23 protein-coding genes are annotated in these 25513 nt (G+C 70.4%); 15 read left to right on the forward strand and 8 right to left on the reverse strand.

Annotated features, from left to right (window positions below):
• Positions 1 to 192: 192 nt before the first annotated feature.
• Genes ACFSVL_RS23765 through ACFSVL_RS23800 form a run of 8 tightly spaced genes read left to right on the forward strand, consistent with a single transcriptional unit; the run spans position 193 to position 7382 of the window.
• A complete protein-coding gene (locus ACFSVL_RS23765; RefSeq protein WP_378307665.1) occupies positions 193 to 1197 on the forward strand; it encodes an ABC transporter substrate-binding protein in 1005 nt (334 codons plus the stop codon).
• The gene (locus tag ACFSVL_RS23770) at positions 1194 to 2183 is read left to right on the forward strand and encodes an NrtA/SsuA/CpmA family ABC transporter substrate-binding protein (RefSeq protein ID WP_378307667.1); all 990 of its coding nucleotides are present in this window, start codon (positions 1194 to 1196) and stop codon (positions 2181 to 2183) included. The genes ACFSVL_RS23765 and ACFSVL_RS23770 overlap by 4 nt, the downstream gene beginning before the upstream one ends.
• Entirely contained in the window at positions 2180 to 3025 is an 846-nt protein-coding gene (locus ACFSVL_RS23775) for an ABC transporter permease (RefSeq protein ID WP_378307669.1), read from the forward strand. The genes ACFSVL_RS23770 and ACFSVL_RS23775 overlap by 4 nt, the downstream gene beginning before the upstream one ends.
• Positions 3022 to 3741: an ABC transporter ATP-binding protein gene (locus ACFSVL_RS23780; RefSeq protein ID WP_378307671.1), complete on the forward strand. Its 720-nt coding sequence runs from the start codon at positions 3022 to 3024 to the stop codon at positions 3739 to 3741. Before ACFSVL_RS23775 ends, ACFSVL_RS23780 begins: the two co-directional genes overlap by 4 nt.
• Positions 3738 to 4640: an ABC transporter substrate-binding protein gene (locus ACFSVL_RS23785; protein ID WP_378307673.1), complete on the forward strand. Its 903-nt coding sequence runs from the start codon at positions 3738 to 3740 to the stop codon at positions 4638 to 4640. Before ACFSVL_RS23780 ends, ACFSVL_RS23785 begins: the two co-directional genes overlap by 4 nt.
• The gene (locus tag ACFSVL_RS23790) at positions 4637 to 5704 is read left to right on the forward strand and encodes an LLM class flavin-dependent oxidoreductase (RefSeq protein ID WP_378307675.1); all 1068 of its coding nucleotides are present in this window, start codon (positions 4637 to 4639) and stop codon (positions 5702 to 5704) included. Before ACFSVL_RS23785 ends, ACFSVL_RS23790 begins: the two co-directional genes overlap by 4 nt.
• Positions 5701 to 6888, forward strand: coding sequence for a M20 metallopeptidase family protein (locus ACFSVL_RS23795; protein WP_378307677.1), 1188 nt, complete (start codon positions 5701 to 5703; stop codon positions 6886 to 6888). Before ACFSVL_RS23790 ends, ACFSVL_RS23795 begins: the two co-directional genes overlap by 4 nt.
• Positions 6885 to 7382 (forward strand): GNAT family N-acetyltransferase, encoded by a 498-nt coding sequence (locus ACFSVL_RS23800; RefSeq protein WP_378307679.1) that lies wholly within the window; start codon positions 6885 to 6887, stop codon positions 7380 to 7382. Before ACFSVL_RS23795 ends, ACFSVL_RS23800 begins: the two co-directional genes overlap by 4 nt.
• Here ACFSVL_RS23800 and ACFSVL_RS23805 read toward each other — a convergent pair.
• A complete protein-coding gene (locus ACFSVL_RS23805; protein WP_378307681.1) occupies positions 7379 to 8563 on the reverse strand; it encodes an MFS transporter in 1185 nt (394 codons plus the stop codon). The genes ACFSVL_RS23800 and ACFSVL_RS23805 overlap by 4 nt on opposite strands.
• 58 nt (positions 8564 to 8621) lie before the next feature.
• On the opposite strand from ACFSVL_RS23805, the gene ACFSVL_RS23810 reads away from it, so the two are divergent.
• The 3 genes from ACFSVL_RS23810 (at position 8622) to ACFSVL_RS23820 (ending at position 13484) form a co-directional block, all read left to right on the forward strand.
• A complete protein-coding gene (locus ACFSVL_RS23810; RefSeq protein WP_378307683.1) occupies positions 8622 to 11636 on the forward strand; it encodes a BTAD domain-containing putative transcriptional regulator in 3015 nt (1004 codons plus the stop codon).
• A gap of 69 nt (positions 11637 to 11705) precedes the next feature.
• Positions 11706 to 12575, forward strand: a complete 870-nt coding sequence (locus ACFSVL_RS23815; protein ID WP_378307685.1) for an NADP-dependent oxidoreductase — start codon at positions 11706 to 11708, stop codon at positions 12573 to 12575.
• Positions 12576 to 12629: 54 nt separating this feature from the next.
• Entirely contained in the window at positions 12630 to 13484 is an 855-nt protein-coding gene (locus ACFSVL_RS23820) for a helix-turn-helix transcriptional regulator (RefSeq protein ID WP_378307687.1), read from the forward strand.
• Here ACFSVL_RS23820 and ACFSVL_RS23825 read toward each other — a convergent pair.
• The 4 genes from ACFSVL_RS23825 to ACFSVL_RS23840 all read right to left on the reverse strand — a co-directional run bounded on the left by ACFSVL_RS23825 (position 13462) and on the right by ACFSVL_RS23840 (position 19002).
• A complete protein-coding gene (locus ACFSVL_RS23825; protein WP_378307689.1) occupies positions 13462 to 14436 on the reverse strand; it encodes an NADPH:quinone oxidoreductase family protein in 975 nt (324 codons plus the stop codon). The two genes, ACFSVL_RS23820 and ACFSVL_RS23825, sit on opposite strands and share 23 nt — an antisense overlap.
• 528 nt (positions 14437 to 14964) lie before the next feature.
• Positions 14965 to 16383 carry a Re/Si-specific NAD(P)(+) transhydrogenase subunit beta gene (gene pntB / locus ACFSVL_RS23830; protein WP_378307691.1) on the reverse strand — a complete coding sequence of 473 codons (1419 nt, stop codon included), beginning with the start codon at positions 16381 to 16383 and terminating at the stop codon, positions 14965 to 14967.
• A gap of 19 nt (positions 16384 to 16402) precedes the next feature.
• Positions 16403 to 17929, reverse strand: a complete 1527-nt coding sequence (locus ACFSVL_RS23835) for a Re/Si-specific NAD(P)(+) transhydrogenase subunit alpha (RefSeq protein WP_378307693.1) — start codon at positions 17927 to 17929, stop codon at positions 16403 to 16405.
• A gap of 416 nt (positions 17930 to 18345) precedes the next feature.
• Complete coding sequence (locus ACFSVL_RS23840; RefSeq protein ID WP_378307695.1) at positions 18346 to 19002, reverse strand: TetR/AcrR family transcriptional regulator; 657 nt, start codon at positions 19000 to 19002, stop codon at positions 18346 to 18348.
• 140 nt (positions 19003 to 19142) lie between these two features.
• Here ACFSVL_RS23840 and ACFSVL_RS23845 point away from each other — a divergent pair, with 140 nt between their 5' ends.
• Both ACFSVL_RS23845 and ACFSVL_RS23850 read left to right on the forward strand, forming a co-directional pair.
• On the forward strand, positions 19143 to 19475 hold the full coding sequence (locus tag ACFSVL_RS23845) for a VOC family protein (protein WP_378307697.1): 333 nt from the start codon (positions 19143 to 19145) through the stop codon (positions 19473 to 19475).
• 77 nt (positions 19476 to 19552) lie between these two features.
• The gene (locus ACFSVL_RS23850) at positions 19553 to 20413 is read left to right on the forward strand and encodes an alpha/beta fold hydrolase (RefSeq protein WP_378307699.1); all 861 of its coding nucleotides are present in this window, start codon (positions 19553 to 19555) and stop codon (positions 20411 to 20413) included.
• A 4-nt stretch (positions 20414 to 20417) separates the two neighbouring features.
• On the opposite strand, the gene ACFSVL_RS23855 is transcribed toward ACFSVL_RS23850, so the two are convergent.
• Positions 20418 to 21281 (reverse strand): oxidoreductase, encoded by an 864-nt coding sequence (locus tag ACFSVL_RS23855; RefSeq protein WP_378307701.1) that lies wholly within the window; start codon positions 21279 to 21281, stop codon positions 20418 to 20420.
• Between the two features lie 61 nt (positions 21282 to 21342).
• Here ACFSVL_RS23855 and ACFSVL_RS23860 point away from each other — a divergent pair, with 61 nt between their 5' ends.
• Positions 21343 to 21939: a TetR/AcrR family transcriptional regulator gene (locus tag ACFSVL_RS23860; protein ID WP_378307703.1), complete on the forward strand. Its 597-nt coding sequence runs from the start codon at positions 21343 to 21345 to the stop codon at positions 21937 to 21939.
• Between the two features lie 52 nt (positions 21940 to 21991).
• Complete coding sequence (locus ACFSVL_RS23865) at positions 21992 to 22597, forward strand: TetR/AcrR family transcriptional regulator (RefSeq protein WP_378307705.1); 606 nt, start codon at positions 21992 to 21994, stop codon at positions 22595 to 22597.
• Here the strand turns inward: ACFSVL_RS23865 and ACFSVL_RS23870 are convergent, their stop codons facing one another.
• Both ACFSVL_RS23870 and ACFSVL_RS23875 read right to left on the reverse strand, forming a co-directional pair.
• Positions 22598 to 24268 (reverse strand): AMP-binding protein, encoded by a 1671-nt coding sequence (locus ACFSVL_RS23870; protein WP_378307706.1) that lies wholly within the window; start codon positions 24266 to 24268, stop codon positions 22598 to 22600.
• Positions 24268 to 25443: a lipid-transfer protein gene (locus ACFSVL_RS23875; protein WP_378307708.1), complete on the reverse strand. Its 1176-nt coding sequence runs from the start codon at positions 25441 to 25443 to the stop codon at positions 24268 to 24270. The genes ACFSVL_RS23870 and ACFSVL_RS23875 overlap by 1 nt, the downstream gene beginning before the upstream one ends.
• Positions 25444 to 25513 lie beyond the last annotated feature (70 nt).

The following is a 25513-nucleotide window of genomic DNA, read 5'->3' on the forward strand; positions in this document are numbered from 1 at the left end:
AGTTTCCCCGGCTGGAGGTCCGTGAGGGGAACCCTGAGGGACTCTGATTCCCTCAGGGTTCCCCTCACGGACCGCCGCAGGCTAGTACCAGCAGCGGCCGACAGATCTCTCATGATGTGGAAAATATTGTCGGCCCGGCACAGCACGTGCGACGGTCTCGGCCGTCTCCCCTCCCCACCCGCTGGAGAAACTGTGCCCGCCCTGCCGGAAATCTGGTTCACCCGCTGTCCCGTGCCCACCGCGACCGGGATCGCCGCCGACCGCGGCGAACTGGCCCGCGCATTCGCCCCGGACGGCATCCGTGTGCGCGCGCTCCAGGATCTGCCCGCCGACCGGCGGGACGCGCATTTCACCCACGAACTGCCCGGCCTGTTCCGCGAGGGCGGCAACGTCCCGGCGCTTTGGGCCCGTTCGCGCGGCGCCGACACGCGGCTGATCGCGCTGACCTGGATCGAAGAACGCCAGAGCATCCTGGTGCGCGCGGACAGCCCGGTCGGCGAGCCCGCACAGCTGCGCGGACTCCGGCTCGCCGTGCCCCGCCACGAAATCGCGATCGACTTCTGGCGGGCGATGGCGCTGCACGGCCACGCCGGAGCGCTGTCGCTCGCCGGGCTCACCCTCGCCGACGCCGAACTGGTCGACGTGCCCGGTTCCCCGATCGGCCAGTGGGAAGGCGAGCTGGCCGCGCTGCGGGACGGCATCGTGGACGCCGTTTACGTCAAGGGAGCGGTCGCCGTCGAAACCGCGCGCCGGTTCGGGGCCAGGGTCGCGATCGACCTCGACGCCGCCCCGGACCGCCGGGCGCGGGTCAACAACGGCACGCCGCGGCCGGTGACCGTCCATCAGCGGCTGCTCGACGAACACCCGGACGTGGTGACCCGGTTCCTCGCGATCCTGCTGGAATCCGCCGCGTGGGCAGCTGACCGGCCCGAGGACGTCGCGCGAATCCTCCGTGCCGAAACCGGCGCGGGCGTCGAAGGAGTCACCGGCGCCTACCGCCCCGAAACCGCCGCGAACCTCGGGCTGTCGCTGTCCGACACCCGGCTGGAGCTGCTCGCGCAGCAAGAGCTTTTCCTGCGGCAGCAAGGCTTCCTCGAACGCCCGGTGGATGTGTCCGCCTGGGCGGCTCCCGAACCGCTGCTGGCCGCCCGCGCACTCGCTTCCGTATCCCCGATCTCCCCCGGAGCCCGACCATGAGAATCCTCGCCCTGGCCGCCGCCGCGGTCCTCGCCCTCGCCGGAACCGCCGCCTGCTCGTCCAGTTCGGCCGACGCGGGCACGGTGAAGGTCCGCATCCCCGACGACAGCAACTCCGGCCTGCTCGCCTTGGGCCGCAAGGACGGTTCGCTCGCCGCCGCCCTAGCGAAGGTGCACGCCTCGGTCGAATGGACCGGCACGGCCGGAGCGTTCGCCCCCGCCGCACAGCAGCTCGACGCGAACGCGCTCGACTTCGCGTCCGGCTCGATCACTTCGGCGACCGCCGCGCTCGCGCAGAACCCCGGTTTCAAGCTGTTTTCCGCTACCCAGCCGGACAAACTCGGCGAGGGCATCCTCGTCAAGAACGGCTCCCCGATCACCAGCGTGCGCGACCTCGCCGGCAAGAAGGTGGCGGTCTGGCACGGCGGGACGAGCGAATACCTGCTGCTGCAAGCGTTGCGGCAGGCCAACGTGCCGATCGAGTCGGTGCAGCGGGTGTATCTGCAGCCTGGCCAGGTCGCGCCGCTGTTCGCGTCCGGCCAGGTCGACGCGTGGTCGACGTGGGCGCAGTTCTCGGTGCCGCGGCTGGCCGAAGGCGGCTCCCGCTTCCTCGTGACCGGCGGCCAGGTCGGTTCCGAGAACTACGCGGTCTGGGCCGTGCGCACCGGATTCGCCGACCAGCATCCCGAAGTCGTGCGCGCGCTGTACGACTATCTGCGCGGCGCGGGCCAGCGTCAGCAGCAGGACCCGGGCGCGTTCCTGAACGTCAAGACCTCTTCCGGGCCGGAAGCTCTTTCCCCAGCACAGAAAACCGTCGCGGAGTCGATCAACAAGGCACTCACGCCCACGGCCCCGATCGGTGCGCCGGAGCTCGACCGCTTCCACAACGTCGCGCGGTTCTTCGCCGATCAGCACATCACCAATGGCTTCTTCGACGTCAAGCCGTACGTGCTCGACGTCAACACCTTGCCCGGGAGCCCGAAGTGAGCACGGCGACCGAAATCTCCGTCGCGCCGACGGCCGGGCTCGTTGTCCCGGAAGCGCCGGCGACCCGCACCAGACGGCGCGGACTGCGACTCGCGCTGCGCGTCGTCGGCCCGCTGGTGCTGTTGCTCGCCTGGATCACCGGGTCGGCGACCGGCGTGCTCAGCCCGACGCTGCTGGCCTCGCCCGGCCAAGTACTGGCCGCGGTGGGCGAACTGTGGACCAGCGGACAACTCGGCGACGCTCTGGAAGTCTCGCTCGCCCGAGCCGGCGCCGGGCTGGCGATCGGGGTGCTCGTCGGGCTCTCGCTCGGCGTCCTCACCGGATTTTCCCGGCTGGGCGAGGAATTGCTCGACTCGTCCGTCCAGCTGCTGCGGACCGTCCCGTTCCTGTCGCTGGTCCCGTTGTTCATGGTGTGGTTCGGGATCGGCGAAACCGCGCGCGTCGTGCTGATCGCGGTCGCGACAAGTTTCCCCATGTACGTCTCCACTTCCGGAGGAGTGCGCAACGCCGACCGCGGCCTCCTCGAAGCGATGCGGACGTTCGGCATGGGCCGGCTTGCTCTCGTGCGGGAGGTCGTGCTGCCCGGGGCGTTGCCGTCGCTGCTGTCCGGGCTGCGGTTGTCGATGACGCTCAGCGTGATCGCGCTCATCGCCGCCGAGGAGATCAACTCGACGGCGGGCATCGGCTACCTGATGTCGACCGCGCAGGAGTATTCGCGCACCGACGTGCTGACTGTCTGCATCCTGATCTACGCCGTGATCGGCCTGCTCGCCGACGGCGCGGTCCGGCTGCTGGAACGGCTGGTCATGCCGTGGCGGACGGCCGGGCGGGGCGCCCGGTGAACGCGGCGGCAGTGCACCTGCGCGCGCTCGAACGGCGGTTCGGCGACCGCGCGGTGCTGGACAGCCTCGACCTCGACATCCGGCGCGGCGAGTTCTTCGCCCTGCTCGGCGCCAGCGGCAGCGGGAAGACGACCCTGCTGCGGTTGCTGGCCGGGCTCGACCGCGCCGACGGCGGCACCGTGCTGGTGCCCAAGGTCCGCACGGTGGTGTTCCAGGAACCCCGGCTGGTGCCGTCGAAACGCGTGCTGGCCAACGTCACCGTCGGCATGCCGCGCGGCGGCGCGACCCGCGAGACCGGGCGGGAAGCGCTCACCGAGGTCGGCCTCGCCAGCCATGCGGACGCCTGGCCCGCCACGCTGTCCGGCGGCGAGGCCCAGCGGGTCGCGCTGGCCCGCGCGCTCGTCCGCGAACCCGAACTGCTGCTGCTCGACGAACCGTTCGCCGCGCTCGACGCGCTGACCCGGCTGCGGATGCAAGACCTCGTCGAACGCCTGTGCCGCGTCCACCGCCCGGCCGTCCTGCTGGTCACCCACGACGTGGACGAGGCCGTCCGGCTCGCCGACCGCGTCGGCGTCCTGCGCGAGGGACGCCTGATCACCGACGAGCGCATCACCCTCGACCGGCCCCGCGACCCGGCCGACCCCGCTTTCGCCGCCCTTCGTTCCCGCCTGCTCGCCGACCTCGGCGTGCACTCGCTTGAGGAGACCTCGCCATGACTGTCCACATCGGAGTCCATCCGCACAATCCCTCGCTCTACCACCTGTCCCGGCTCGGGCTGCTCGAAACCCTCCTGCGCCCGCTCGGCGAACAGGTGGAGTGGCACCGGGTCGGCGGGCTCGACACCGCGGCCGCGCTCGCCGACGGCCGGATCGACTTCGGCGGCACCGGGTCGACCCCGCCGCTGTCCGCACAGGCCGACGGCCACGACCTCGTCTACGCCGCCGTCTCCGCGCCCCGGCCGGGCCACGGCGCGCTGCTCGTGCACAGTGGCATCCACACCGGTATCCAGACCGTCGAAGACTTGAAGGGCCAGACCGTCGACCTCGCGATCGGCTCGTGGCAGACCCATTTCGTCAGCAAACTCCTGAGCAGCCACGGACTCGACTACGGCCGGGACATCACCGCGCGCCGGGCCGGGCCGTCCTCCGCCGACGACCTCCGCGAAGGCCGGATCGGCGCGTGGGTCGCGCAAGGCGCCGAACTGTTCGCCGCCCGCCGCGCCGAAGCGGTGCGCACGCTCGTCGAGGCCGGGGACGTGATCGCCGACCGCTCGGTGTTCTTCACCCGCCGCTACTTCGCGGACACGCGACCCGAAATCGTCGGCACCGTCGTGAAAGCACTGCAGCAGGCCGACGACCGGGTCGCCGCGAACCTGTCCGAAGCAGCCGAGTTCACCGCCGGTGACCAGGGCGGCACCGTCGCCGACTGGTACGCGGCATTGGCGGTGCTGCCCTGGCGGCTCGAACCGGTGAGCGACGCCTTCCTCGCCGAGCAGCAGGAAGCCGCCGACATCCTGGCCGCGGCCGGCTTCCTGGCGAAGCCGATCGAGGTCGCACAGATCCGGCACGCGGGCCTCGACCAGGCCGTCACCACCGAACTCGGGGTGAACCGATGACCGAAATCCTCTGGTACCTCATCCCCCGCGAAGGTGCTTATCCGTGGGAGCCCGAAGGCCGCCGCGAAGTCGATCTGACCTATCTGCAACAGCTCGGCGCCGCGGCCGACCGCCTCGGCTTCGACGGCGCACTGTTCGCCACCGATCTCTACGACGTGTGGCCGCTCGCCAGCGCGCTCGCCGCGGTCACCCGGCCGTCCTTCAAACCGCTGCTCGCCGTGCACCCGGGGCTGATTTCGCCGACCCAGCTGGCGAAAATGGCGTTGACCTTCGAACAGCTCTTCGGCCGGGACCGCTTGCGGTTCAACGTGGTCAACGGTTCCACCCCGGCCCTTCGGCAGGCCGGACTGCAGCTGGAGCACGACGAACGGTACGCGCTCAGCGCCGAGTACTGGTCGCTGGTCAAACGCCTCACCGCCGGGGAGACGTTCGACCACAAAGGACAGTTCTACGAGCTGACCGGGGCCGGGCAGGGGCTCGCCGAACTGGTCCCGGACGGCGGCGCGCACGTCCCGCTGTGGTTCGGCGGGTCCTCCCCGGCCGGGATCGAAATGGCCGCCGAGCACGTCGACGTCTACCTGACCTGGGGCGAACCTCCGCATCTGCTCAAGGAAAAACTGGCCCGGGTCCGCGAACGCGCCGCCGCGCACGGCCGCGAACTCCGGCTGGGCCTGCGCCTGCACCTGATCGTCCGGGACACCGAGGAAGAAGCGTGGGCCGCCGCCGACCGGCTTCTCGATGTCACCAGCGACCGCACGTACCAACGCATGCTCGGCGACGCGGCCGGGAACGACGGCGAAGGCTGGCGGCGGCAGTTCCGCCAGCACGGCGGCGTCGTCCCGGCCCGCGCGCGGGAACTCGAACAGCATCCGAACCTGTGGCCCGGCATGGGCCTGTTCCGCCCGGGCCCGGGCACCGCCGTGGTCGGCAGCACCGAGCAGGTGCTGGAGCGGCTCGCCGAGTTCAAGGACCTCGGGGTCGACGTGTTCATCCTGTCCGGCAATCCGTTGCTGGAAGAGGCTTACCGGGTCGGGGAAACGATCCTGCCCGCGTTGCGCGGATGAGCCCGCTGCCTGCCGCTGACCTGTCCCGGCTGCGAGCGCGCTTGCACGCGCAGCCGGAGGTCGGGCTCCACCTCCCGCACACGCAGGAAACCGTGCTCGCCGCGCTCGACGGCCTGCCGATCGAGATCCGCACCGGCCGCGCGCTGAGTTCGGTGGTAGGGATCGTGCGCGGCGCCTCGCCCGGCCCCACCGTGCTGCTCCGCGCCGACCTCGACGCGTTGCCGTTCCCCGGCGGGCCCCGGCACGCCTGCGGCCACGACCAGCACGCGGCGATGCTGGTCGGTGCGGCACACCTGCTGTCCGCCCGCCGGGACCAGCTGGCGGGTGACGTACTGCTCATGTTCCAGCCCGGCGAGGAGGGTCACGACGGCGCGCGCCACATGCTCGACGAAGGCCTCCTCGACGCGACCGGCACCCAACCGATCGCCGCCTACGCCCTGCATTCCGCCGCTTCTGGTCCGTTGGGCACCTTCGCCAACACCGCCGGTCCCGCACTAGCCGCCTCGGGCAGCGTCACGATCACCTTGCGCGGCCGGGGCGGACACGGCGCCTGGCCGCACCGCACCGCCGATCCGGTGCCCGCGGCCGGTGCTCTGATCACCGCGCTGTATGCAGTGGTCAACCGGGAGTTCGACGTCCAGGAGCCGGTGGTCCTGACCGTCGGCAGCGTCCACGCTGGAACGCAGGCGACGATCATCCCCGCTGAGGCGCAGCTCGACGCGACGCTCCGGGCGCTGTCCGACACCACCCTCGAACGGCTCGCCGCCGCCGTGGACCGCGCCGCGCAAGGTGTCGCGCACGCACACGGAATCCGCGCTGAAACCACCTATCGGCCCGGCTATCCGGCCACGGTGAACCACATCGGCGAAGCGGATTTCGTGCGCGACACCGTGCACGATCTCTTCGGCCCGGACCGGTTCGTCCGTACCTCGGCACCGGCGCTGGTCTCGGACGACATCGGCCGGATCCTGGCCGCCGTCCCCGGAGTGATGACCAGCGTCGGCGCGTGCCCGCCCGGCCGGGATCCCGTTACCGCGCCCGGAAATCACGCGCCGGACGCCGAGTTCGACGACGCCGTTCTCCCCGACGGTGCGACGCTGCTGGCCGAACTCGCGCAGCGGCGGCTCGCGGCCGGATATTCGGTGGACACCGGTGCTTCCGGCGCGCAAGATCAAGAGACGTGACCGACCTCGCCGCCCTGCCGCTCGCCGATGCCCAGCTGTCCGAAGCCCAATCCGCCGACGCCGCCGAACTCCTGGTGCTGCAACGGTGCTGCTGGGTCCCGCAGGCGATCGTCAACGACACCTTCGACGTGCCCGCGCTGCACGAGGACCTCGACACGGTGCGCGGCTGGATCGCGTCCACGCGCGTGTGGACGGTCCGGATCGGCGGACGGCTCGTCGCCGCGGTCCGCGCCCATCTCGAAGAGGACCGCTGGGAGATCGGCCGCCTGATGGTGGCCCCCGATCTCGCCGGGCAAGGCGTCGGCCGGTGGCTGCTGAGCCACGCCGAGCAGCAGGCCCCGCCGGAGGCGGCCAGCCTGGTGCTCTACACCGGGTCGGGCAGCGAACGGAACCTGACGATGTACCGCCGGGCCGGCTACTGGGAAGCCGAACCGCCCGCGAACACGCTCGGGAAGCACATTCGCGGGGCGGTCTACCTGACGAAGAGCGTTTAGGAGGTTCCCCGCGGCGCGTCCGGGAAACCGTGCCGCCGCGCGAGCAGCACGACCGCCAGCACCGGTGCCATCAACACCAGCACCGCCCAGGGGAACGAACCGCTGCCCGCGACGTCCAGCAGCACTCCGCCGACGGCACCGCCAGCCGCCATCGCGGCGTTCCACAGCGTCACGAGCATCGCCTGGACCGCGTCAGCGGACTCGCCGCCCGCATCTCCCGCCGCCGTCTGCAGCAAGGTCGGCACGCCGCCCCAGCCGAGTCCCCACAGCGCGGCAGCCGCGTAAACCAGCGCCGGTTCGGTCGCGAGCACCGCTGCGGCGACAGCGACCAGCAGCGCGCTGACGATCGTCAGCAACCGCAGCCGCCGATGGATCTGCGCACCGACGATCCAGATGCTCGCGATCGAGGCGAGGCCGAAGACCAGCAGGACCAGGTCGGTTTCGCCGCCCATGCCGAGCCCGGTGAGGAAGGTGGCGAGGTAGGCGTACAGGACGGTGTGCGCCAGCACGAAAACCAGCGTGACGAAGAGGACCGGCGCGACGCCCCGGACGCGCAGCGCGGGCAGCAGCCTCGGCCGCGCTCCGCCTGCCTGGCCCGGATAGTCCGGCACCGCCGCGCCGATCCACGCCAGCAGCAGGAGGGTGAGCGCCGACATCGTGAGGAACGCGGTGCGCCATCCGCTGAGCTGGCCGACGAAGGCCCCCGCGGGCACGCCGAGGCACAACGCGACCGGAATGCCCGCCATGGCGATCGCGAGGGCCCGGCCCTGCTGGGCGGGGGCGACCAGGCGCCGGGCGTACCCGGCGAGCAACGCCCACGCGAGACCGCCGGCGACCCCGGCGGCGAAGCGCGCGACCATCGTCAGGCTGTAGTCCGACGACACCGCGGTCACGGTGTTGGCCACGGTGAATCCGGCCATCGCGGTGAGGAGCAACCGTTTGCGCCGCCAGCCGGCGGTGATTGTGGACAGAGGGATCGCGGTCAGCACCGTGCCGAGCGCGTAGACCGTGACGGTCTGCCCGGTCGCCGATTCGCTGACGCCGAGCGAATCGCTCATCGCGGGCAGCAGCCCGGCGGGCAGCGTCTCGGTGAGGCTGGTGACGAAGACCGCGGTGGCGAGGGACAGCAACGCGAGAAGCGGCAGCCGCTGGACCGGGCTGGCGACTGAGGTGGGGCTCATGCGCCCACAGTGCGGACCGGGGCTTCGGGAATGCTTACGATCGACTGACGGTGACCTGATGGCGCGACGGGAGCGATGGATGCGGTTCGGGGTGCTCGGCCCGCTCGCGGTCTGGGACGGGACAGGCACGCCGATCACCGTCCCCGAAACGAAAGTCCGCGCGCTCCTCGCCGCACTGCTGGCACACGACGGCGGCCCCGTCACCCCGGACCGGCTCATCGAGGACCTGTGGGGCGAGCACCCGCCGGGCAAACCCGCGGGCGCGTTGCAGGCCAAGGTGTCGCAGCTGCGGCGGATCGTCGGCCGCGACGGCGTCGAACGGCACCCCGCGGGCTACCGGCTGCGGATCGAGCACTCGGACGCCGCCCAGTTCCACGACCTCGTGACCCAGGCCCGCGCGACGCCGGATCCAGCAGCCCGCGCCGCCCGGTTCACCGAAGCGCTGGACCTGTGGCGCGGCGAACCGTTCGCCGACTTCGCCGACGAGGAGTTCGCACGACCGGCCGCGCACCGGCTAGCCGAACTGCGGCTGACCGTCCGGGAAGAGCAGGCCGCAGCGCAGGTCGAAGCAGGCGACTACTCCGCCGCGGACAGCTTGGCGGAAGTCATCGCGCAGCATCCGCTCCGGGAAGGCTTGCGGGCGGCGCAGATGCGTGCGCTGTACCTGCGCGGGCGGCAGAGCGAAGCCCTTGCCTCGTACGCGGATCTCCGCACCCGGCTCGCCGAGGAGCTGGGCGTCGACCCGAGTCCGGAGCTGCGCGCGCTGTACGAGTCGCTGCTTCGGCAGGACCCCGAGCCGCGCGGCAATCTCCCGCAGGCGCTGACACCGCTGATCGGGCGGGAGAAGGCGCTCGCCGAGGTGGGCAAGCTGTCGGGCAGGCTGGTGACGTTGACTGGGCCGGGAGGGGTCGGCAAGTCGCGGCTGGCGCTGGGGGTCGTGAGTGCTGATCCCGGTTCTAACCGGGATTGCCACTCACGACCCGTCTGGCTGGTCGAGTTCGCCGGCCTGCGCGGCACCGCCGCCGACCTCGCCGAGGCGACCGCCGCCACGCTCGGCATCCGCGACACGATCGACTCCGCCTCCCCGCCCCAACGGCTCGCCAACGCCCTGCGCGACCGGCACCTGCTGCTGGTCCTGGACAACTGCGAGCACGTCGTCGACGCCGCCGCGGAACTCGTCCAAACGCTCCTCCGCACCACCCGTCACCTGCGCATTCTGGCCACCAGCCAGGAACCGCTCGGCCTGCCCGGCGAGACGGTCTTCGCGGTGGAACCCCTGCCGACAGAGGACGCCGTCCGGCTGTTCACCGAACGGGCCACCGCCTCCGCCCCGGGCTTCGCGGGCGACCCCGACACAATCACCGAAATCTGCCGCCGCCTCGACGGTCTCCCGCTCGCCCTGGAACTCGCCGCCACCCGCGTACGCGGCTTGGGCGTGCGCGAACTGGCAGCCCGCCTCAACGACCGATTCGCCGTCCTGACCCGAGGCTCGCGCGGCGCCCCGGCCCGGCAGCAGACCTTGCGCGCGGTGCTCGACTGGAGCTGGGACCTGCTCAGCGAGCCGGAACGAACCGTGCTGAGCAAGCTGGCCGTGCACCGCGGCAGCTTCGACCTGGCCGCCGCCGAAGCCGTCTGCGGCGGCGACGTGCTCGACCTCGTGCTGCGGCTGGTCGACCGTTCCCTCGTCACCGTCACGGACAGCCCCGCCGGAGTTCGGTACCGGCTGCTGGAGTCCGTCGCCGCCTACGCCGTCGAACGGCTGGCCGACCCGGCTGCGACGCGCCGCCGACACCTGCGCCACTACCGGCAACTCGCCGAAAACGCCCAACTGCACGGCGCAGCACAGCAAACGTGGCTGACCCGCCTGGACGCCGAAGCAGGCAACCTGCGCGCGGCTTTGGACGAAGCGATCTGCCAAGCCCCCGACGAGGCAACGCGGCTGGCGACGGCGTTGTCCTGGTGGTGGCTGCTGCGCGGCCGCCTCACCGAAGGCAGGCGAATGCTGTCCGCCGTTTCCCGGGTCACCGAACCGAATCCGGCACTCACCGTCCTCAATGGATCGTTCGCCTTGCTGACCGGCTCGCCAGCCCCGCCCGATGCCCCGGACGACGCTCGGGCGCTGTGGCTGCGCGCCTACAGCCTGTTCAGCGTCGGCGACACCGCCGCCAGCCACGAGGTGAACGCGCGCGCCCTCGCCCGGTCGACCGCGTCCGGCGACGAATGGGGCATCGCCGCCGCGCTCGGCTTGCGCGCCATGCTCAGCCTGGTCAGCGGCGACCTGGCCGGACTCGGCCGAGACGGCCTGCGCAGCGCTGAACTCTTCCGCCGCCTAGGCGACCGTTGGGGCGAACTGCAGGCCATCCCGCCGCTGGCCGCACTCGCCGAGATCAAGGGCGACTACGCGGAAGCCGCCCGCCGCCAGCACGAGGGACTCGCCATCGCGCGCGGACTGGACCTGCAAGCGGAAGTGTCGGCGAGACTGTCCGGCCTAGGCCGCCTGGCCCTGCTCGAACGAGACTGGGATCGAGCCCGTGACCTGCACGAACAAGCCCGCCGCACCGCGGCCGCGCACGGCTACACCTACGGCCGGATCCACGCCGAAATGGGCCTCGCCCTTGGCGCCCGCCGCTCCGGCGACCTCGACTCCGCCGACCGCCACCTGACCCGCATCCGCGACGAATACCGCGGCCTGTCCTCCACGGCGGGCGACCATTTGCTGCACGCGGAACTCGGCTTCGTGGCCGAACTCCGGGGTGATGTGGCGCAGGCGCGGGAGCATCATCTTCGTGGGCTGGACTGTGCCCGGGCGCTGGATGAGCCGCGTGCTTACGCGTTGTCGCTGGAAGGCTTGGCGGGCACGGTGATTCCGCAATCCGCGGCGCTGCTGCTCGGTGCCGCCGACGCGGCACGGCGGAGCGTCGACGCGCCCCTCCCCGCTGCCGAGCGGGGTGACGTGGACCGGATCACCGAAGCCGCGCAAGCAGTTCTCGGCCCCGAATTCGCCGCCGAATTCGACCGCGGCACCCGCTTGTCGGCGGAGGAAGCGGTAAGGGCGGTATTAGCGGACGGCTAAGCCAGGCGACGCCGTCACCAGCACAACCACCGCCTAGCTCCCCCGCCCCATCTCCCGCACGCTGGCACCATGAAAGCCCTCCGCCGCACCGATTTCGGCCAGCAGCCCACCCTCACCGACGTCCCCGACCCGACCCCGGAACCGCACCAAGCCGTAGTCGACGTCGTGGCAGCAGCCCTCAACCCCCTAGACCTCAAAATCGCCGCCGGAACCATGCGCGACGTCTTCCCCACCCCGTTCCCCTACACCCCCGGCACCGACTTCTCCGGACGGATCGCCGCCCCAGCCCCCGGCTGGCAGATCGGCGACCCCGTCCTCGGCCGCCTCGATCCCGGCGTCGGCGGGGCCTTCGCGGAGAAGGTCGTGATCGACGCGGCCCAGCTGGTCCCCGCACCGCCTCACCTCAGCCTGGAGACCGCCGCAGGCCTCCCCACCGCCGCCGCGACCGCGTGGCAGGCGCTGGTCGAAGTCGCGAACGTCCAATCAGGACAGACAGTCCTCATCCACGCCGCGGCCGGCGGGGTAGGCAGCTTCGCGGTCCAGATCGCCCGGCGGCTCGGCGCGCGGGTCATCGCGACCGCGTCCGGTACCGGCGTCGCCATCGCGGAAAAACTCGGCGCCGACTCGGTCATCGACTACCGCCGAACAGCCTTCGACCGCCACCTGCGCGGAATCGACGTCGTACTCGACACCGTCGGCGGCGAGACCGGAACCAAGTCGCTAGCCGTCCTCAAGCCAGGCGGACGTCTCGTCACCACACCCGCCCCCGCCGAGGGAGCCGAGTTCGTATTCCACACCTCCGACGCGGCCCGACTGGCGAAGGTGACGGACCTCGAAGTGCTCGTCGACCGCACAATCCCCCTGGCGGACGGCGCACAAGCCCTCGCCTACCTCGCCGAGGGCCACGCCCGAGGCAAAGTCCTGCTCAGCGTCGCGTAGGTGGTGCCGGCGACGCCTGGCTGCGGCCGGCCGCGCGCGGGCATAGTGGCGGGCATGGACCTGCGTGAACTAGGCGGCTACCTCAAGTCGCGACGCGACCGGATCAGCCCGGCGGACGTCGGCCTCTCCGCCGGGCCGCGCCGCCGGGTGGCCGGGTTGCGCCGGGACGAGGTGGCCACCCTGGCCCGCGCCTCGGTCGACTACTACGGCCAGCTGGAGCAGGGCCGCGGCGCCCAGCCGTCCGAGCAGATGCTGGCCGCGCTGGCCCGCGCGCTGCGGCTGACCAGCGACGAACGCGACCACCTCTACCACCTGGCCGGCCGTCCGCTGCCGCCCGCGTCGAGCGGCAACGCGCACGTCCAGCCGGCCCTGCTCAACCTCCTCGAACAGCTGTCCGCGACGCCGGCTCAGGTGATGACCGACCTCAGCGTCCCGCTCGTGCAGAACCGGCTCGCCGAGGCGCTGCTCGGCGCCCCGGTGCCCGGCGACGGCATCAAGGCCAGCTTCGTCTACCAGTGGTTCACCGACCCCGCCGCGCGCGAGCGCTACCACCCGGACGAACACGAGCACCAGTCCCGCGTCTTCGTCGCCGACCTGCGCGCCGCGATCGCCAAACGCGGCCGCGACGCGCTAGCCGACGCGCTGGTCACCGCCCTCCGCAGCAGCAGCGAGGAATTCGCGCACCACTGGGCACAACGAGAGGTAGCGGTAAGGCGCACCGACCGCAAACGGCTCATCCACCCGACGCTCGGCACCCTCGAACTCGACTGCATGAACCTCCTCAGTGAGGACGGCGGCCAGCGGCTCCTGTGGTTCACCGCCCCGCCGGGCAGCGATCACCTGGAACTGCTGGCCGCCGTCGGCACCCAGAGCTTCGCACAGTCCACTATGGACGCACAGCGAGAATGAGCTTTCCCATCGCCTTCCGGTTTTCGATGGCCTCCAGCGCGTCCCGCACCTCCGCCAGCGGGTAACTCCCGCCCAGCGGCGGCACGATCGCCCCGGCCGCCAGCTTCGGCAGCAGCTCCGCCCACTGCCCCTGCAGATACCCCGGCCGCGGCAGCGCGTACGCGCCCCATCCGACGCCGATGACGTCCAAGTTGTTGAGCAGCAACCGGTTCACCTTCACCTCGGGAATCGACCCGCCGGTGAACCCGATGACCAGCATCCGCCCGTCCGCGGCGAGGCAGCGCAGCGAATCGGTGAACCGGTCCCCGCCGACGACGTCCGCGATCACGTCGACTCCGCGCCCGCCGGTCGCCGCTTTCACCGCGTCCTTGAACCCGTCCGCCAGCACGTACTCGTCCGCCCCGGCCGCGACCGCCGCCTCGCCCTTCTCCGGCGTCGACACCACCCCGAGCACCTTGCCCGCGCCGAACGCCTTCGCGACCTGGATCACCGCCGTCCCGACGCCACCGGCCGCACCGTGCACCAGCACGGTCTCGCCGGCCGCCATCCGCCCGCGCCGGCACAGCGCGAAGTGCGCGGTCAGGTAGTTGAACGGAATCGCCGCCGCGTGCTCGAAGCTCAGGTCGTCCGGAATCGGGAACACCGCGTCCGCCGCGCACGCGACCTGCCCGGCGAACCCGCCCAGGAACGGCAGCGCCGCGACCCGGTCCCCGGCCTTCACCGCCGCGCCCTCCGGAGCCTCCGCCACGACCCCGGCGACCTCGGCGCCCGGAATGAACGGCAACTCCGGCTTCACCTGGTAGAGCCCACGGGTCTGCAACACGTCCGGGAACGCCACCCCGGCCGCGTGCACGTCGATCAGCACCTGGTCGTCCGCCCGGGCCGGTGCGTCCACTTCGGACACGGCGACGGTCGACGGTCCTTCGAGGTCCTTGATGTGTACGGCTTTCATGGTTCCGGACTCTAAGGTCCCCGGCCGCCGAAGTGAAGCAGCCGCCGGCTGTCGCGGGTCGCGGACTTCGCCCCGGCTTCGGTGAAAGCTACCCGATTAATGCCAGAATGCCCGTTTCTTTAAAGTCCGTGAGGGGACCCCTGCGGGAATCTGATTCCAATGCCAGGGACTTAAGCCGCGTGGCCGCACGTCGGCTGGACCATCCACAAAGGACGCCAGAACCGGCGATTTGCCCGTTTTGTGCCCGCATGGCCATATCCGGAGGTCCGTGAGGGGAACCCTGAGGGAATCAGAGTCCCTCAGGGTTCCCCTCACGGACGACTAAACCCGCTCCCGCCGGCCCGCCAAGAACGGCACCGGCCCTGGCCAGCCCCTGCGACCTGGGCAAGACGAGCCTCAACGGCACCCGCAGCGCCCGCCTTAAGTCCCTGGCATTGGAATCAGATTCCCTCAGGGAGTCCCTCACGGACTGACACGCTCAGCTCCCGCCGTCCGCGCCGGCCCCGGCGCAAGGGGCCCTTCGCGGCCTCACAGCGCGGCGAGAATGTCGTTGACCCGGTCCTTGGCGTCCCCGAACAGCATCGCCGAGTTCTCCCGGAAGAACAGCGGGTTCTGCACCCCCGCGTACCCGGAAGCCATGGAGCGCTTGAAGACCACGACGTTCTCCGCCTCCCACACTGTGAGGACCGGCATCCCCGCGATCGGGCTGCCCGGGTCCTCGGCAGCGGCCGGGTTCACCGTGTCGTTCGCGCCGATGACCAGCACCACGTCGGTGTCGGAGAAGTCGTCGTTGATCTCGTCCAGCTCCAGCACGATGTCGTAGGGAACCTTCGCTTCGGCCAGCAGCACGTTCATGTGGCCCGGCAGACGTCCGGCGACCGGGTGGATGCCGAACCGGACCTCGATGCCCTTGTCACGCAGTTTCCGGGTCAGCTCCGCCACCCCGTACTGCGCCTGCGCGACCGCCATCCCGTAGCCCGGCGTGATGATCACCCGCGAGGCAGCGGTCAACAACTCCGCCGCGCCCTCGGCGTTGATTTCCCGGTGCTCGCCGTAATCCTTGTCGCCACTAGGCCCGGCTTCGATGCCGAAACCGCCCGCGATCACGGAGATGAACGACCGGTTCATCGCCTTGCACATGATGTAGGACAGATACGCACCGGAGGAACCCACCAACGCGCCGGTGATGATCAGCAGGTCGTTCTCCAGCAGGAACCCCGACGCCGCCGCAGCCCACCCGGAATACGAGTTCAGCATCGACACGACCACCGGCATGTCCCCGCCGCCGATCGACGCGACCAGATGCCACCCCAGCGCCAGCGCCAGCACGGTGACCACGATCAGCAGCCACAACGCCGGGCTCACGACGAACCACGCGGTGAACGCCACGAACAACACCAGCGCACCGAGGTTCAGGAAGTTCTTGCCCGGCAGCATCAACGGCGCGGACTTCATCTTCGCCGACAGCTTCAGGTTCGCCACGATCGAGCCGGTGAACGTCACCGCCCCGATGAACACGCCGATGAACACCTCGGCGTGGTGAATCCCCAACGTGCCAAGGGAATCCAGGTGCGCCGCTTCGCCGCCGGAGGGGTCGGACTCGACCTGCAGGTACCCGTTCCAGCCCACCAGCACGGCGGCGAGACCGACGAACGAATGCAGCAGGGCGATCAGCTCGGGCATCCCGGTCATCTCGACCACGGCCGCCCGGCGCAGCCCGATCCCCGCGCCGATCACCATCGCGATGATCATCAACGCGATGGAAGTACCGGTGATCTCCCCGGACACCGCCTGCGCGATGGTCGCGATCAGCGCGACGATCATCCCGGCCATGCCGAAATAGTTACCGACCCGCGCGGTTTCGTGCCGGGACAGCCCGGCCAGCGCGAGAATGAACAACAGCCCGGCCACGATGTAGGCGGCCTGGCTCGCAGTGTGCACAGTCATCTGAAGAAGGCCTCTCGGGTCAGCTGCGGGAGAACATGGCGAGCATCCGTCGCGTCACCGCGAAGCCGCCGAAAATGTTGATCGTCGCCAGCAAGGTCGCCACCGCCGCCAGCACCACCACGACCGTGTTGCCGCTGACCAGATTCAGCAGCGCGCCCACGACGATGATCCCGGAAATCGCGTTCGTCACCGACATCAACGGCGTGTGCAGCGCATGGTGCACGTGCCCGATCACGTAATAGCCGATCACGATCGCCAGCGCGAACACCGTCAGATGCGGCAGCAGCGCCGCCGGAGCCAGCGCCGCCAGCAGCAGGAACACCGCCGCCACGCCCAAAACCAGCCCCAGCCGACGGCCCGAGGACATCGGCTCCTTCGCCGGTTCTTCCTTCTTCTCCACCGCTGCCGCCGGTTTCTGCGGCGCCGCGGAGACTTGCACCGGCGGTGGCGGCCACGTCAGCTCACCGTTGCGCACCACGGTGATCGACCGGACCACCACGTCCTCGAAGTCGACCACCAGCTGGCCGTCCTTCTCCGGCGTCATGAGCTTCATCAGGTTCACCAAGTTGGTGCCGTACAGCTGGGACGCCTGCGCCGGAAGACGGCCCGCGAGGTCCGTGTAGCCGAGAATCGTCACGCCGTTGTCCGTGACGATCTTCTCGCCCGCGACCGAGCCCTCGACGTTGCCGCCGTTCGCCGCCGCCATGTCCACAATGACCGAACCTGGCTTCATCGACGCGACCATCTCGCCGGTGATGATCCGCGGCGCCGGACGCCCCGGGATCAACGCCGTCGTGACGATGATGTCGACCTCGCGGCACTGCGTCGCGTACAGCTCCTTCTCGCGCGCCTTGTAGTCGTCGCCCATCTCCTTCGCGTACCCGGTAGCGGAAACCTCCGCGTTCGGGTCTTCGATGGACAGATACTCACCGCCCAGGCTCTTCACCTGATCGGCGACTTCCGGGCGCGGGTCCGTCGCCCGCACAATCGCCCCCAGCGACCCAGCCGCGCCGATCGCCGCCAACCCCGCGACACCCGCACCCACCACCAGGACCTTCGCCGGGTTCACCTTCCCCGCTGCCGTCACCTGACCGGTGAAGAACCGCCCGAACGTGTGCGCCGCCTCCACCACCGCCCGATACCCGGCAATGTTCGCCATCGACGACAGCACGTCCAGCGACTGCGCCCGCGAGATCCGCGGCACCGCGTCCATCGCCAGCGCCGTGATCGGCCGCTTCGCCAGATCCTCCACCAGCTCCGGCTTCAACGCCGGAGCCAGCAAGCTCACCACCGTCGCGCCAGACTTCACCGCGTCCAACTGCGACGAGGACGGCGCGTTGACCCCGAACACGACATCCGCATCCGCCACCGGCCCGGACGTCGCACCCGCGTCCACATACGCCTCATCGAAAAACCCCGACGCCAGCCCCGCGCCCGGCTCCACCGCCACGTCGTAACCCAGCCCGCGCAGCTTGCCCACCGTTTCCGGAGTCGCCGCGACCCGCGTCTCCCCCGGCTGGGCCTCCTTGAGCACCCCGATCAGCATGCTGTCTCCTTCCCGCTCGTCCGCGGAAGATCCGCCGGCCGGGCCTGACGGCGTTTTGGGTCGCCACTGGTCCGACTTCGCCCGCTTCAGGTACAGATGCGCTGGATACTCCCACGCCGCCCCGGCTCCGGCAGCCAACCGGAGGCCGTTTTCCCAAGACGGGCGCGAAGAGAGCACGGTCATAGCGCCGGGCTACCGCCCCGGCCGCCGGAAGCGCCGAGGTCCCCGCGCCGCGCCGGCGTTCGCGCGAAACCGCCGACTACCCGCCCGAACCGCCCCGGGTCCCGCCCAGCGGGTCCCGGCCTTCGTCGCCCGCGTTGCGCCACCCCGGTGATTTCGGGATCGATTGCCTGATCGATCACGACGTCCACAGTGATGTCCGACACTTGACAACCGGCGTCGCGGCCTCGGCCGACTCAACGGCGCAACCCGCTGCTCCGCTCGGACCCCGCCGGCGCGAGGTAGCGGGTCAGCATGGTCACCAGCTCGTCCTCGAACACGGGCAGATCGAGCGGCTCCGGCCCGGCGATCAGCTTGTGCACGAGCAGTTCCACGGTGTTCACCACGATCCGCGCCGCCATGTCCACAGTGGACGCGGCGGGCACGGCGGTCTCCGGGAACCGCTCGAGCAAACCGCGCACGTCCGCGATCCGCTCTTGCTCGTGCCGGGCGACCTGCTCCAGCAATTCCGGCGCGCGCGGGGCCTGCTCGACCATCACGCGCAGCAGTTGCGGATCGTCGAGGTGGTTCTGGATCGCCACGTGCACGAGTTCCCGGAGCGCGCCTTCCAGCGTCTCCGGCTCCCCGGCGGTTTCCCGGTGCCGCCGCAGGGTTTCCTCGCCCGCGTCGAGATGCTCCGCGACCAGCGCGACGAGAATCGCGTCCTTGTTCGGGTAGTACTGGTACAGCGACCCGATCGACACCCGCGCCCGCTCCGCGATGCGGTTCGTGGTGCCCGCCGCGTACCCCAGCTCGGCGAACACCTGCCGGGCGGCCGCGAGGATCCGCCGCCGGGTCAGCTCGCCGCGCACCTGCCGGGGCTCCTTGCGCGGCTGCAGCCGCTTTCCGGCCATCACGGACCTCCTGAACGAGATGAGCTTTTGCTCATAATAGGCCGCTGATCAGCCCTCGCGAGGCAAGTGCTTGCACTTCGCTAGCACTTATGGTCCCCTGAGAGTGCTTGCAGATCACAATCACTCCAGGAGGGACCGCCATGATCCGCCGAGCACTCGCCCAGTGCACCGTCTCCGACCTGGAGCGCGCCGAGAAGTGGTACACCGCCCTGTTCGGCCGCGGTCCCGACACCCGGCCGATGCCCGGCCTGCTCGAATGGCACCTCGGCGACACTTTCGGGCTGCAGGTGTGGTCCGAACCCGATCGCGCGGGCCGCTCGACCGTCGTCCTCGACGAGACAGACCTCGACGCCGCCGCCGCGCACGCGACGAAGGCCGGCGCCGCCCACGACGGCCCGCAGCCCGGCGGCGGCGCGCGCATCCTGCCGCTCACCGACCCGGACGGGAACCGCGTGGTCTTCACCGGGAAGTGACCGTTGCGCGGCCGCCCTCGCCCGGCCTAGTCTCGCGACTAGAGAGAACGCTCTAGTCGCGAGACCGAGGAGGGCCGATGCCGCGCGTGGAACTGTCCGCCGGGCCGATCGACTACGCGGACACCGGCGGCACCGGACCGGCACTGGTGTTCGGGCACGGGTTTCCGATGTCCGGCACGCAATGGCGCAAGGTCGTCCCCTTGCTGGACGGCTACCGCTGCATCCTGCCCACGCTGCCGCTCGGCGCCCATCTCGCGCCCATGCGGCCCGACGCGGACCTGACCCAGTTCGGCGTCGCGCGGCTGCTCGGCGAATTCCTCGCCGAACTCGGCCTTCGCGACGCGACTGTCGTGCTCAACGACTGGGGCGGCGGCCAATTCCTCGTCGCCGACGGGATGGCGCGGGCGGACCATGTCGCGCGGGTCGGCCGGCTTGTGCTGGTCGCCTGCGAGGCGTTCGACAATTTCCCGCCCAAACCCGCGCGACCGGCGGTGAAACTGCTCCGGCTCCCCGGCGGACCGGCACTGCACGCCCAGCTCACCCGGACCTGGTTCTACCGGCACGCCAAAGCCGCGTACGGCGGAATGTGCGAAAACCGGATTCCCGACGACATCCTCGACGGCTGGTTCACACCAGCCTTGCGGGACAAGGAGATCCGCCGGGATCTGGTCAAATTCGCCACCGGAAGCCCGCCGCGGCGCGAACTCCTCGCCTGGACGGAGCGGCTGCGGGCGTTCGAGCGGCCGGTTCTCGTCGTATGGGCGGACAAGGACCGGATGATGCCCGCCGGCCACGGGCGGCGGCTCGCCGAACTGTTTCCGGACGGCCGGCTGGTCGAGATCCCGGACAGCGGCACGCTGATCCCCGAGGACCAGCCGGAACGGCTGGCCAAGGAACTGACCGCGTTCCTGGCCGAAACCGGCGCGACCGCGAAATAACGCGTCAGGCCGGAACGGTCAGCGGAAAGCGCACCCCGGTCAACTCCTCGGAGACTGTCCACAAGCGACGAGCAGTCTCCCGGTCACGCGCTTTCCGCGACCGGCCAACGAGTTTCGGCGCACCGAAGTTTTGCAGGAGGTGACGCGGGCCCGCGAAGCTGTTGCCGGGAATTTCGGCCAGGGCGGCGTAAAGCGTCGGCCGGGCACCGTCGGCCGGGGATCGCGCGAGCAGGCGAGTGCCGAATTGCGCCACCGACGAGTCGACCTTCAACAGATTCGTGGCCGCCACGCCGGGATGAGCGGCGGTCGCGAGCACCGGCGAACCGGCCTCTTTCAGCAGGCGCTGAAGTTCTGCGGTGAACAGCAGGTTCGCGAGTTTCGACTGCCCGTAGGCGGCCGTCGCCCGGTACGGCCTGCGCTCCCAGTTCAGGTCGTCGAAGTCGATCGAGCCGACCCGGTGCCCGTGGGACGAAACTGTCACCACGCGGCCGCGGATCTGGCGCAGCAGCAGGTTCGTGAGCGCGAAATGGCCGAGATGGTTGGTGCCGAACTGCGATTCGAAGCCGTCCGCGGTGCGCGACAGCGGCGGGATCATGATGCCGGCGTTGTTGATCAGCAGGTCGATCGGTTCGGTGAACTCCGCGGCGAACGCGCGGACCGACGCCAGATCGGCGAGGTCGAGCCGCCGGACTTCGACGTCGCCGGGCAGCTGGGCGGCGACCTCGCGGCCGCTGCGCGTATTGCGCACCGCGAGCACCACCCGCGCGCCCTTCGCCGCCAGTACCGCGGCGGTTTCGCGGCCGAGCCCGCTGTTCGCACCGGTGATCACGGCGGTGCGGCCGTTCTGGTTTTGCGGAAGAAGGTCCATGCCCCCAAAGTAGGCACCGGCAACAATGTTGTCAACGGAAACATGCTGCTAGACTGATCGGGTGCCCGCCCCGCCCGACGACCGCCCCTATCACCACGGCAGCCTCCGCACCGCCTTGCTCGACGCGGCCGAGCGCGGTCTGCGCGCGCACGGAGCCGACCAGCTGTCGCTGCGCGACCTGGCCCGGGAGATCGGTGTCAGCCACGCCGCGCCGCGCCGGCACTTCCCGGATCGGCAGGCGTTGCTCGACGCGCTCGCCGAAGCGGGATTCGCCCGGCTGGACACCGCACTGCGCACCGCGCTGAAGGCCGCGGACGGCTTCCCGGCCCGCGTGCGCGCGGCGGCAATGGCGTACACCCGCTTCGCCACCGATAACTCGGCGCTGCTCGAACTGATGTACACCAGCAAACACCGCCCGGGCGCGTCCCGGATCGTCGAAGCCGCCGAAGCGCCGTTCCGGCTGATGAACGATCTGATCGTCGAAGGACAGGAACAAGGTGCGCTGCAGGACGGGCCGCCGCAGCGGATCGGGGTCGTGCTGTTCGCGACGATGCACGGAATCGCGACCCTCGGCAACGGCGACCTCGTTCCGCCGGAATTGCTCGACGGGCTCGTGGAGACCGCGGTCGAACAGTTCCTGCGCGGCGCGCGTCCATAACGAAACCGGTCATTCCGGCGAATGTGGCGGCGGGTTGGATACCGTGGTCGGCATGGCTGACCAACGACCGCTCGGCTTGCGAGAACGCAAGAAGCTCGACACGCGCAAAGCGCTGAGCGACGCCGCCGTGGCGCTGATGTACGAGAGAGGTCCAGACAACGTCGTCCGCGAGGACATCGCGGAGCGCGCCGGGGTCTCGCTGCGCACCTTCAGCAACTATTTCGCCACGAAATACGACGCGGTCGCCTACCGGCACGGCCATCGGATCCGGCTGAGCGCCGGCCTGCTGCGAAAACGCCCGGCGGACGAACCGCTGTGGACCGCGCTCGCCGAAGCGCTCATCGAACCGCTGCGCGTGGACGGCGTGCCCTACGGTCAGCCGCCGTCCGAGCAGCTCAGCGCGGTGCAGGCGTGGAGCGCGACCCCGGAGATGCGCACCGCGCTGGCCCGGGTGGAAACCGCCGAGCTGGTCGCGGCGATCGCCGACCGCACCGGCACGCGGGTCGGCGATCTGTATCCGCAACTGGTGTCGGACGTGGCGATCGCGGCGATGACGACGGTGTTGAACCGGTTCCTGGACGAGAGCCTGGAGAAGACCGTACCGGCGACACTGCGCGAAACCTTCGCCGCACTCGCACGCGGACTGCCGCCCCGGTGATCAACGCCGAGACGCCGCAGGCAGCGAATTCTCCCGGCCATGGGCCACAAACTCCGCCCGCAACTCCCTCCGGTCCTCCTCGGTGAGCAGCCGGTACGGACTGGTCCGGCGAGGCGCGTACCAGACCCGGCCGCCCTCCCAGCCCTGCGCACGCAGCGGCGCCTTGTCCACCTTGCCGCTGCCGGTCACCGGCACCTCGTCGAGGATCCGGACGAACGTCGGTCGCCATTTCGTACCGAGATCCGGTTGTGCGCCAAGGAATTCGTCAAACCCGGCCGGATCGAACACGACATCCTCCGCCAGGACGACAGCGGCCATCAGCAGGTCCCCGGTCTTCGGGTCGGGCACGCCGTAGCAGTGCGCCACCGCGAATCCCGGGTACCGGCCCAGGATCCGCTCGACCGGGGCGGTGCCGAAGTTCTCGCCGTCGACCCGGAGCCAGTCCGCGGCCCGGCCGGCGAAGTACAGGTAGCCGTCGCGGTCGCGGTAGCCGAGGTCGCCGGTCCAGAAGTCCGCGCCGCCGAATTTCAGCCGCTCGGCCATCGCGGCGGGGTTGCGGTAGTAGCCCTCGAACGTTTTCCCGCGGCCCACCGCGACGATCTCGCCGGTCGCTTCCTCGCCGTTGCGCAGCAGGCCGTTCTCGTCGAATTCGGCGGGCGGGCATTCCCGGTTGTCCGGGTCGCGGATTTCCGCGCGCATTCCCGGCGCGGGGCGGCCCAGCGCGTTCGGCGGCGCATCCGGGTCCGGCACGATGCGGATTCCGCCTTCGCTGGAACCGTAGCCTTCCCGCACTTCACAGCCGAATCGACGGCGGAATTCGGCGGATTCGCCCGGCGCGGCTTCCGAACCGAAAGCGACCTCCAGCCGGTTGTCCGCATCGCCCGGCTGTTCCGGCTGCGCGACGACGTAACTGAGCACCCGGCCGACGTAGTTGAAGTAGGTCACGCCGTGCGCGCGGAGGTCCGGCACGAACTGCGATGCGGAGAACTTCCGCACCAGCACCACCGTCGCGCCGACCTTCGCCGCCGCGGCCAGGTTCATCATGATCGCGTGGCCGTGGAACAGCGGGAGGCACAGGTAGGTGACCGAATCGCGGTGCAGGGAGACGCGCTCGGCCAGCGCGTCGGTCAACCGGCCGAGGCGGCCGTTGCCGCAGATCACCGCCTTCGGCGTGCCGGTGGAGCCGGAGCTGAACAGCAGCAGGAAGATCGCCGCAGGGTCCGGCAGGCTCGCGGGTGCCTCCGCACCCGCGTGCCCGGCCAGCAGCTCCCGATACTCGGCGGACTCCACGTCGAGGACCCGGCGGACGGCCGGCAGGTCGAGGCTCGCGACCTCCTCGGCGTAGAGCGGTTCGGTGAGCAGCACGTCGACGTCCGTGTGGCTGATGTCCGCCGCCAGCTCCGCGCCCCGCCGGGTGGAGTTGATGCCGACCAGGACGTCGCCGGTCAGCGCGGCGGCGAAAATCCAGAACACGAAGTCCGGCAGATTCTGCAGCAGCACTCCGACGTGCCGCTGCGTCCGGCCAGCGCCCGGTTCGAAGCTGCGTAACAGCGAGGCCCGCGCGGCGGCCTCGCCGACGACCTCGTCCCAGGTCCAGCTCCGGCCCTCGAACCGCAACGCCTCGTGCGAGTCCCCGCGCCGGGACCGGACGACCTCCGCGAACGTCTCCATCAGCGGTCCGCCGCGAGCACGAGCGCGGAGTGCGGCACCGGGGATCCGCCGGTGACGAGCACGTGCTCCAGCGCCTTCGCCGGCTGGTTGACCGAGCTGCCGCGAATCAGCCGGACGCCCTCGGCGATCCCGTTGACCCCGTGGATGTACCCCTCCCCCAGCTGGCCGCCGTGTGTGTTGACCGGCAGCCGTCCGTCGAGTTCGAGCGCACCGCTGGCGATGAAGTCCTTCGCTTCGCCTCGGCCGCAGAATCCGTATTCCTCCAGCTGCAACAACACCATCGGCGTGAAGGCGTCATACAGAATCGCGGCGTCGATGCCTTCCGGGCCCACTCCGGCCTGCGCCCACAACTGCTCGGCGACCAGCTGTACCTCGGGCATTTCGTCGATGTCGTCCCGGTAGTAGCTGCTCATCGAAATCTGTTGCGGACCAACGCCTTGCGCAGCCCCAGCGATCACCGCGGGCGGATGTGGCAGGTCTCGCGCCCGCTCCGCGCTCACGATCACCAATGCCTGCCCGCCGTCGCTCTCCTGACAGCAATCAAGCAACCGCAACGGATCGGCAATCATCCGCGACGACTGGTGATCTTCGAGAGTGATCGGGCGTTCGTGGAACCAGGCTTTCGGGTTCACCGCCGCGTGTTTGCGCGAAAGCACCGAAACGCGGCCGAAATCCTCGCTCGTGGCCCCGTATTTGTGCATATACCGCCGGGCAAGAAAGGCTTCCTGCTGCGCCGGGGTGAGCAGGCCGTACGGATTGATCCAGTTCCGGTATTCCTGATCGGTGTTCGCGGTGTACGCGAACGGCGGAGGCCCGGCCCCGAACCGATGCCCGGAACGCTCGTTGAACGCCCGGTACACCACAACCACGTCCGCGACACCGGAGCTGACCGCGAGCGCCGCCTGCTGCACCGGCGCACACGCCCCGCCGCCGCCGTGCGGAATACGGCTGAAGAACTTCAGCTGCGGAATCCCCAGCGCCCGCGCGACCGCGATCTCCGGATTGGTTTCCATGGTGAACAACGCGAATCCGTCGACCTCCTCGACGGGGATCTGCGCGTCAGCAAGGGCGGCGAGCACGCATTCGCAGGCTAGCTGCCATTCGCTGCGGCCGGAATTCTTGCTGAACTCCGTCGCACCGATCCCGGCGATCGCGGCCTGCCTCGCAAAACTCATTCCGACACCTCCATAAGGAGTTGCACGCTGGCCAATCGGGAGGTGCCGGCATGAATATCCATGATTCGCT

The organism is Amycolatopsis silviterrae, from assembly GCF_042684085.1.
In the GTDB taxonomy this organism is placed as follows: domain Bacteria; phylum Actinomycetota; class Actinomycetes; order Mycobacteriales; family Pseudonocardiaceae; genus Amycolatopsis; species Amycolatopsis silviterrae.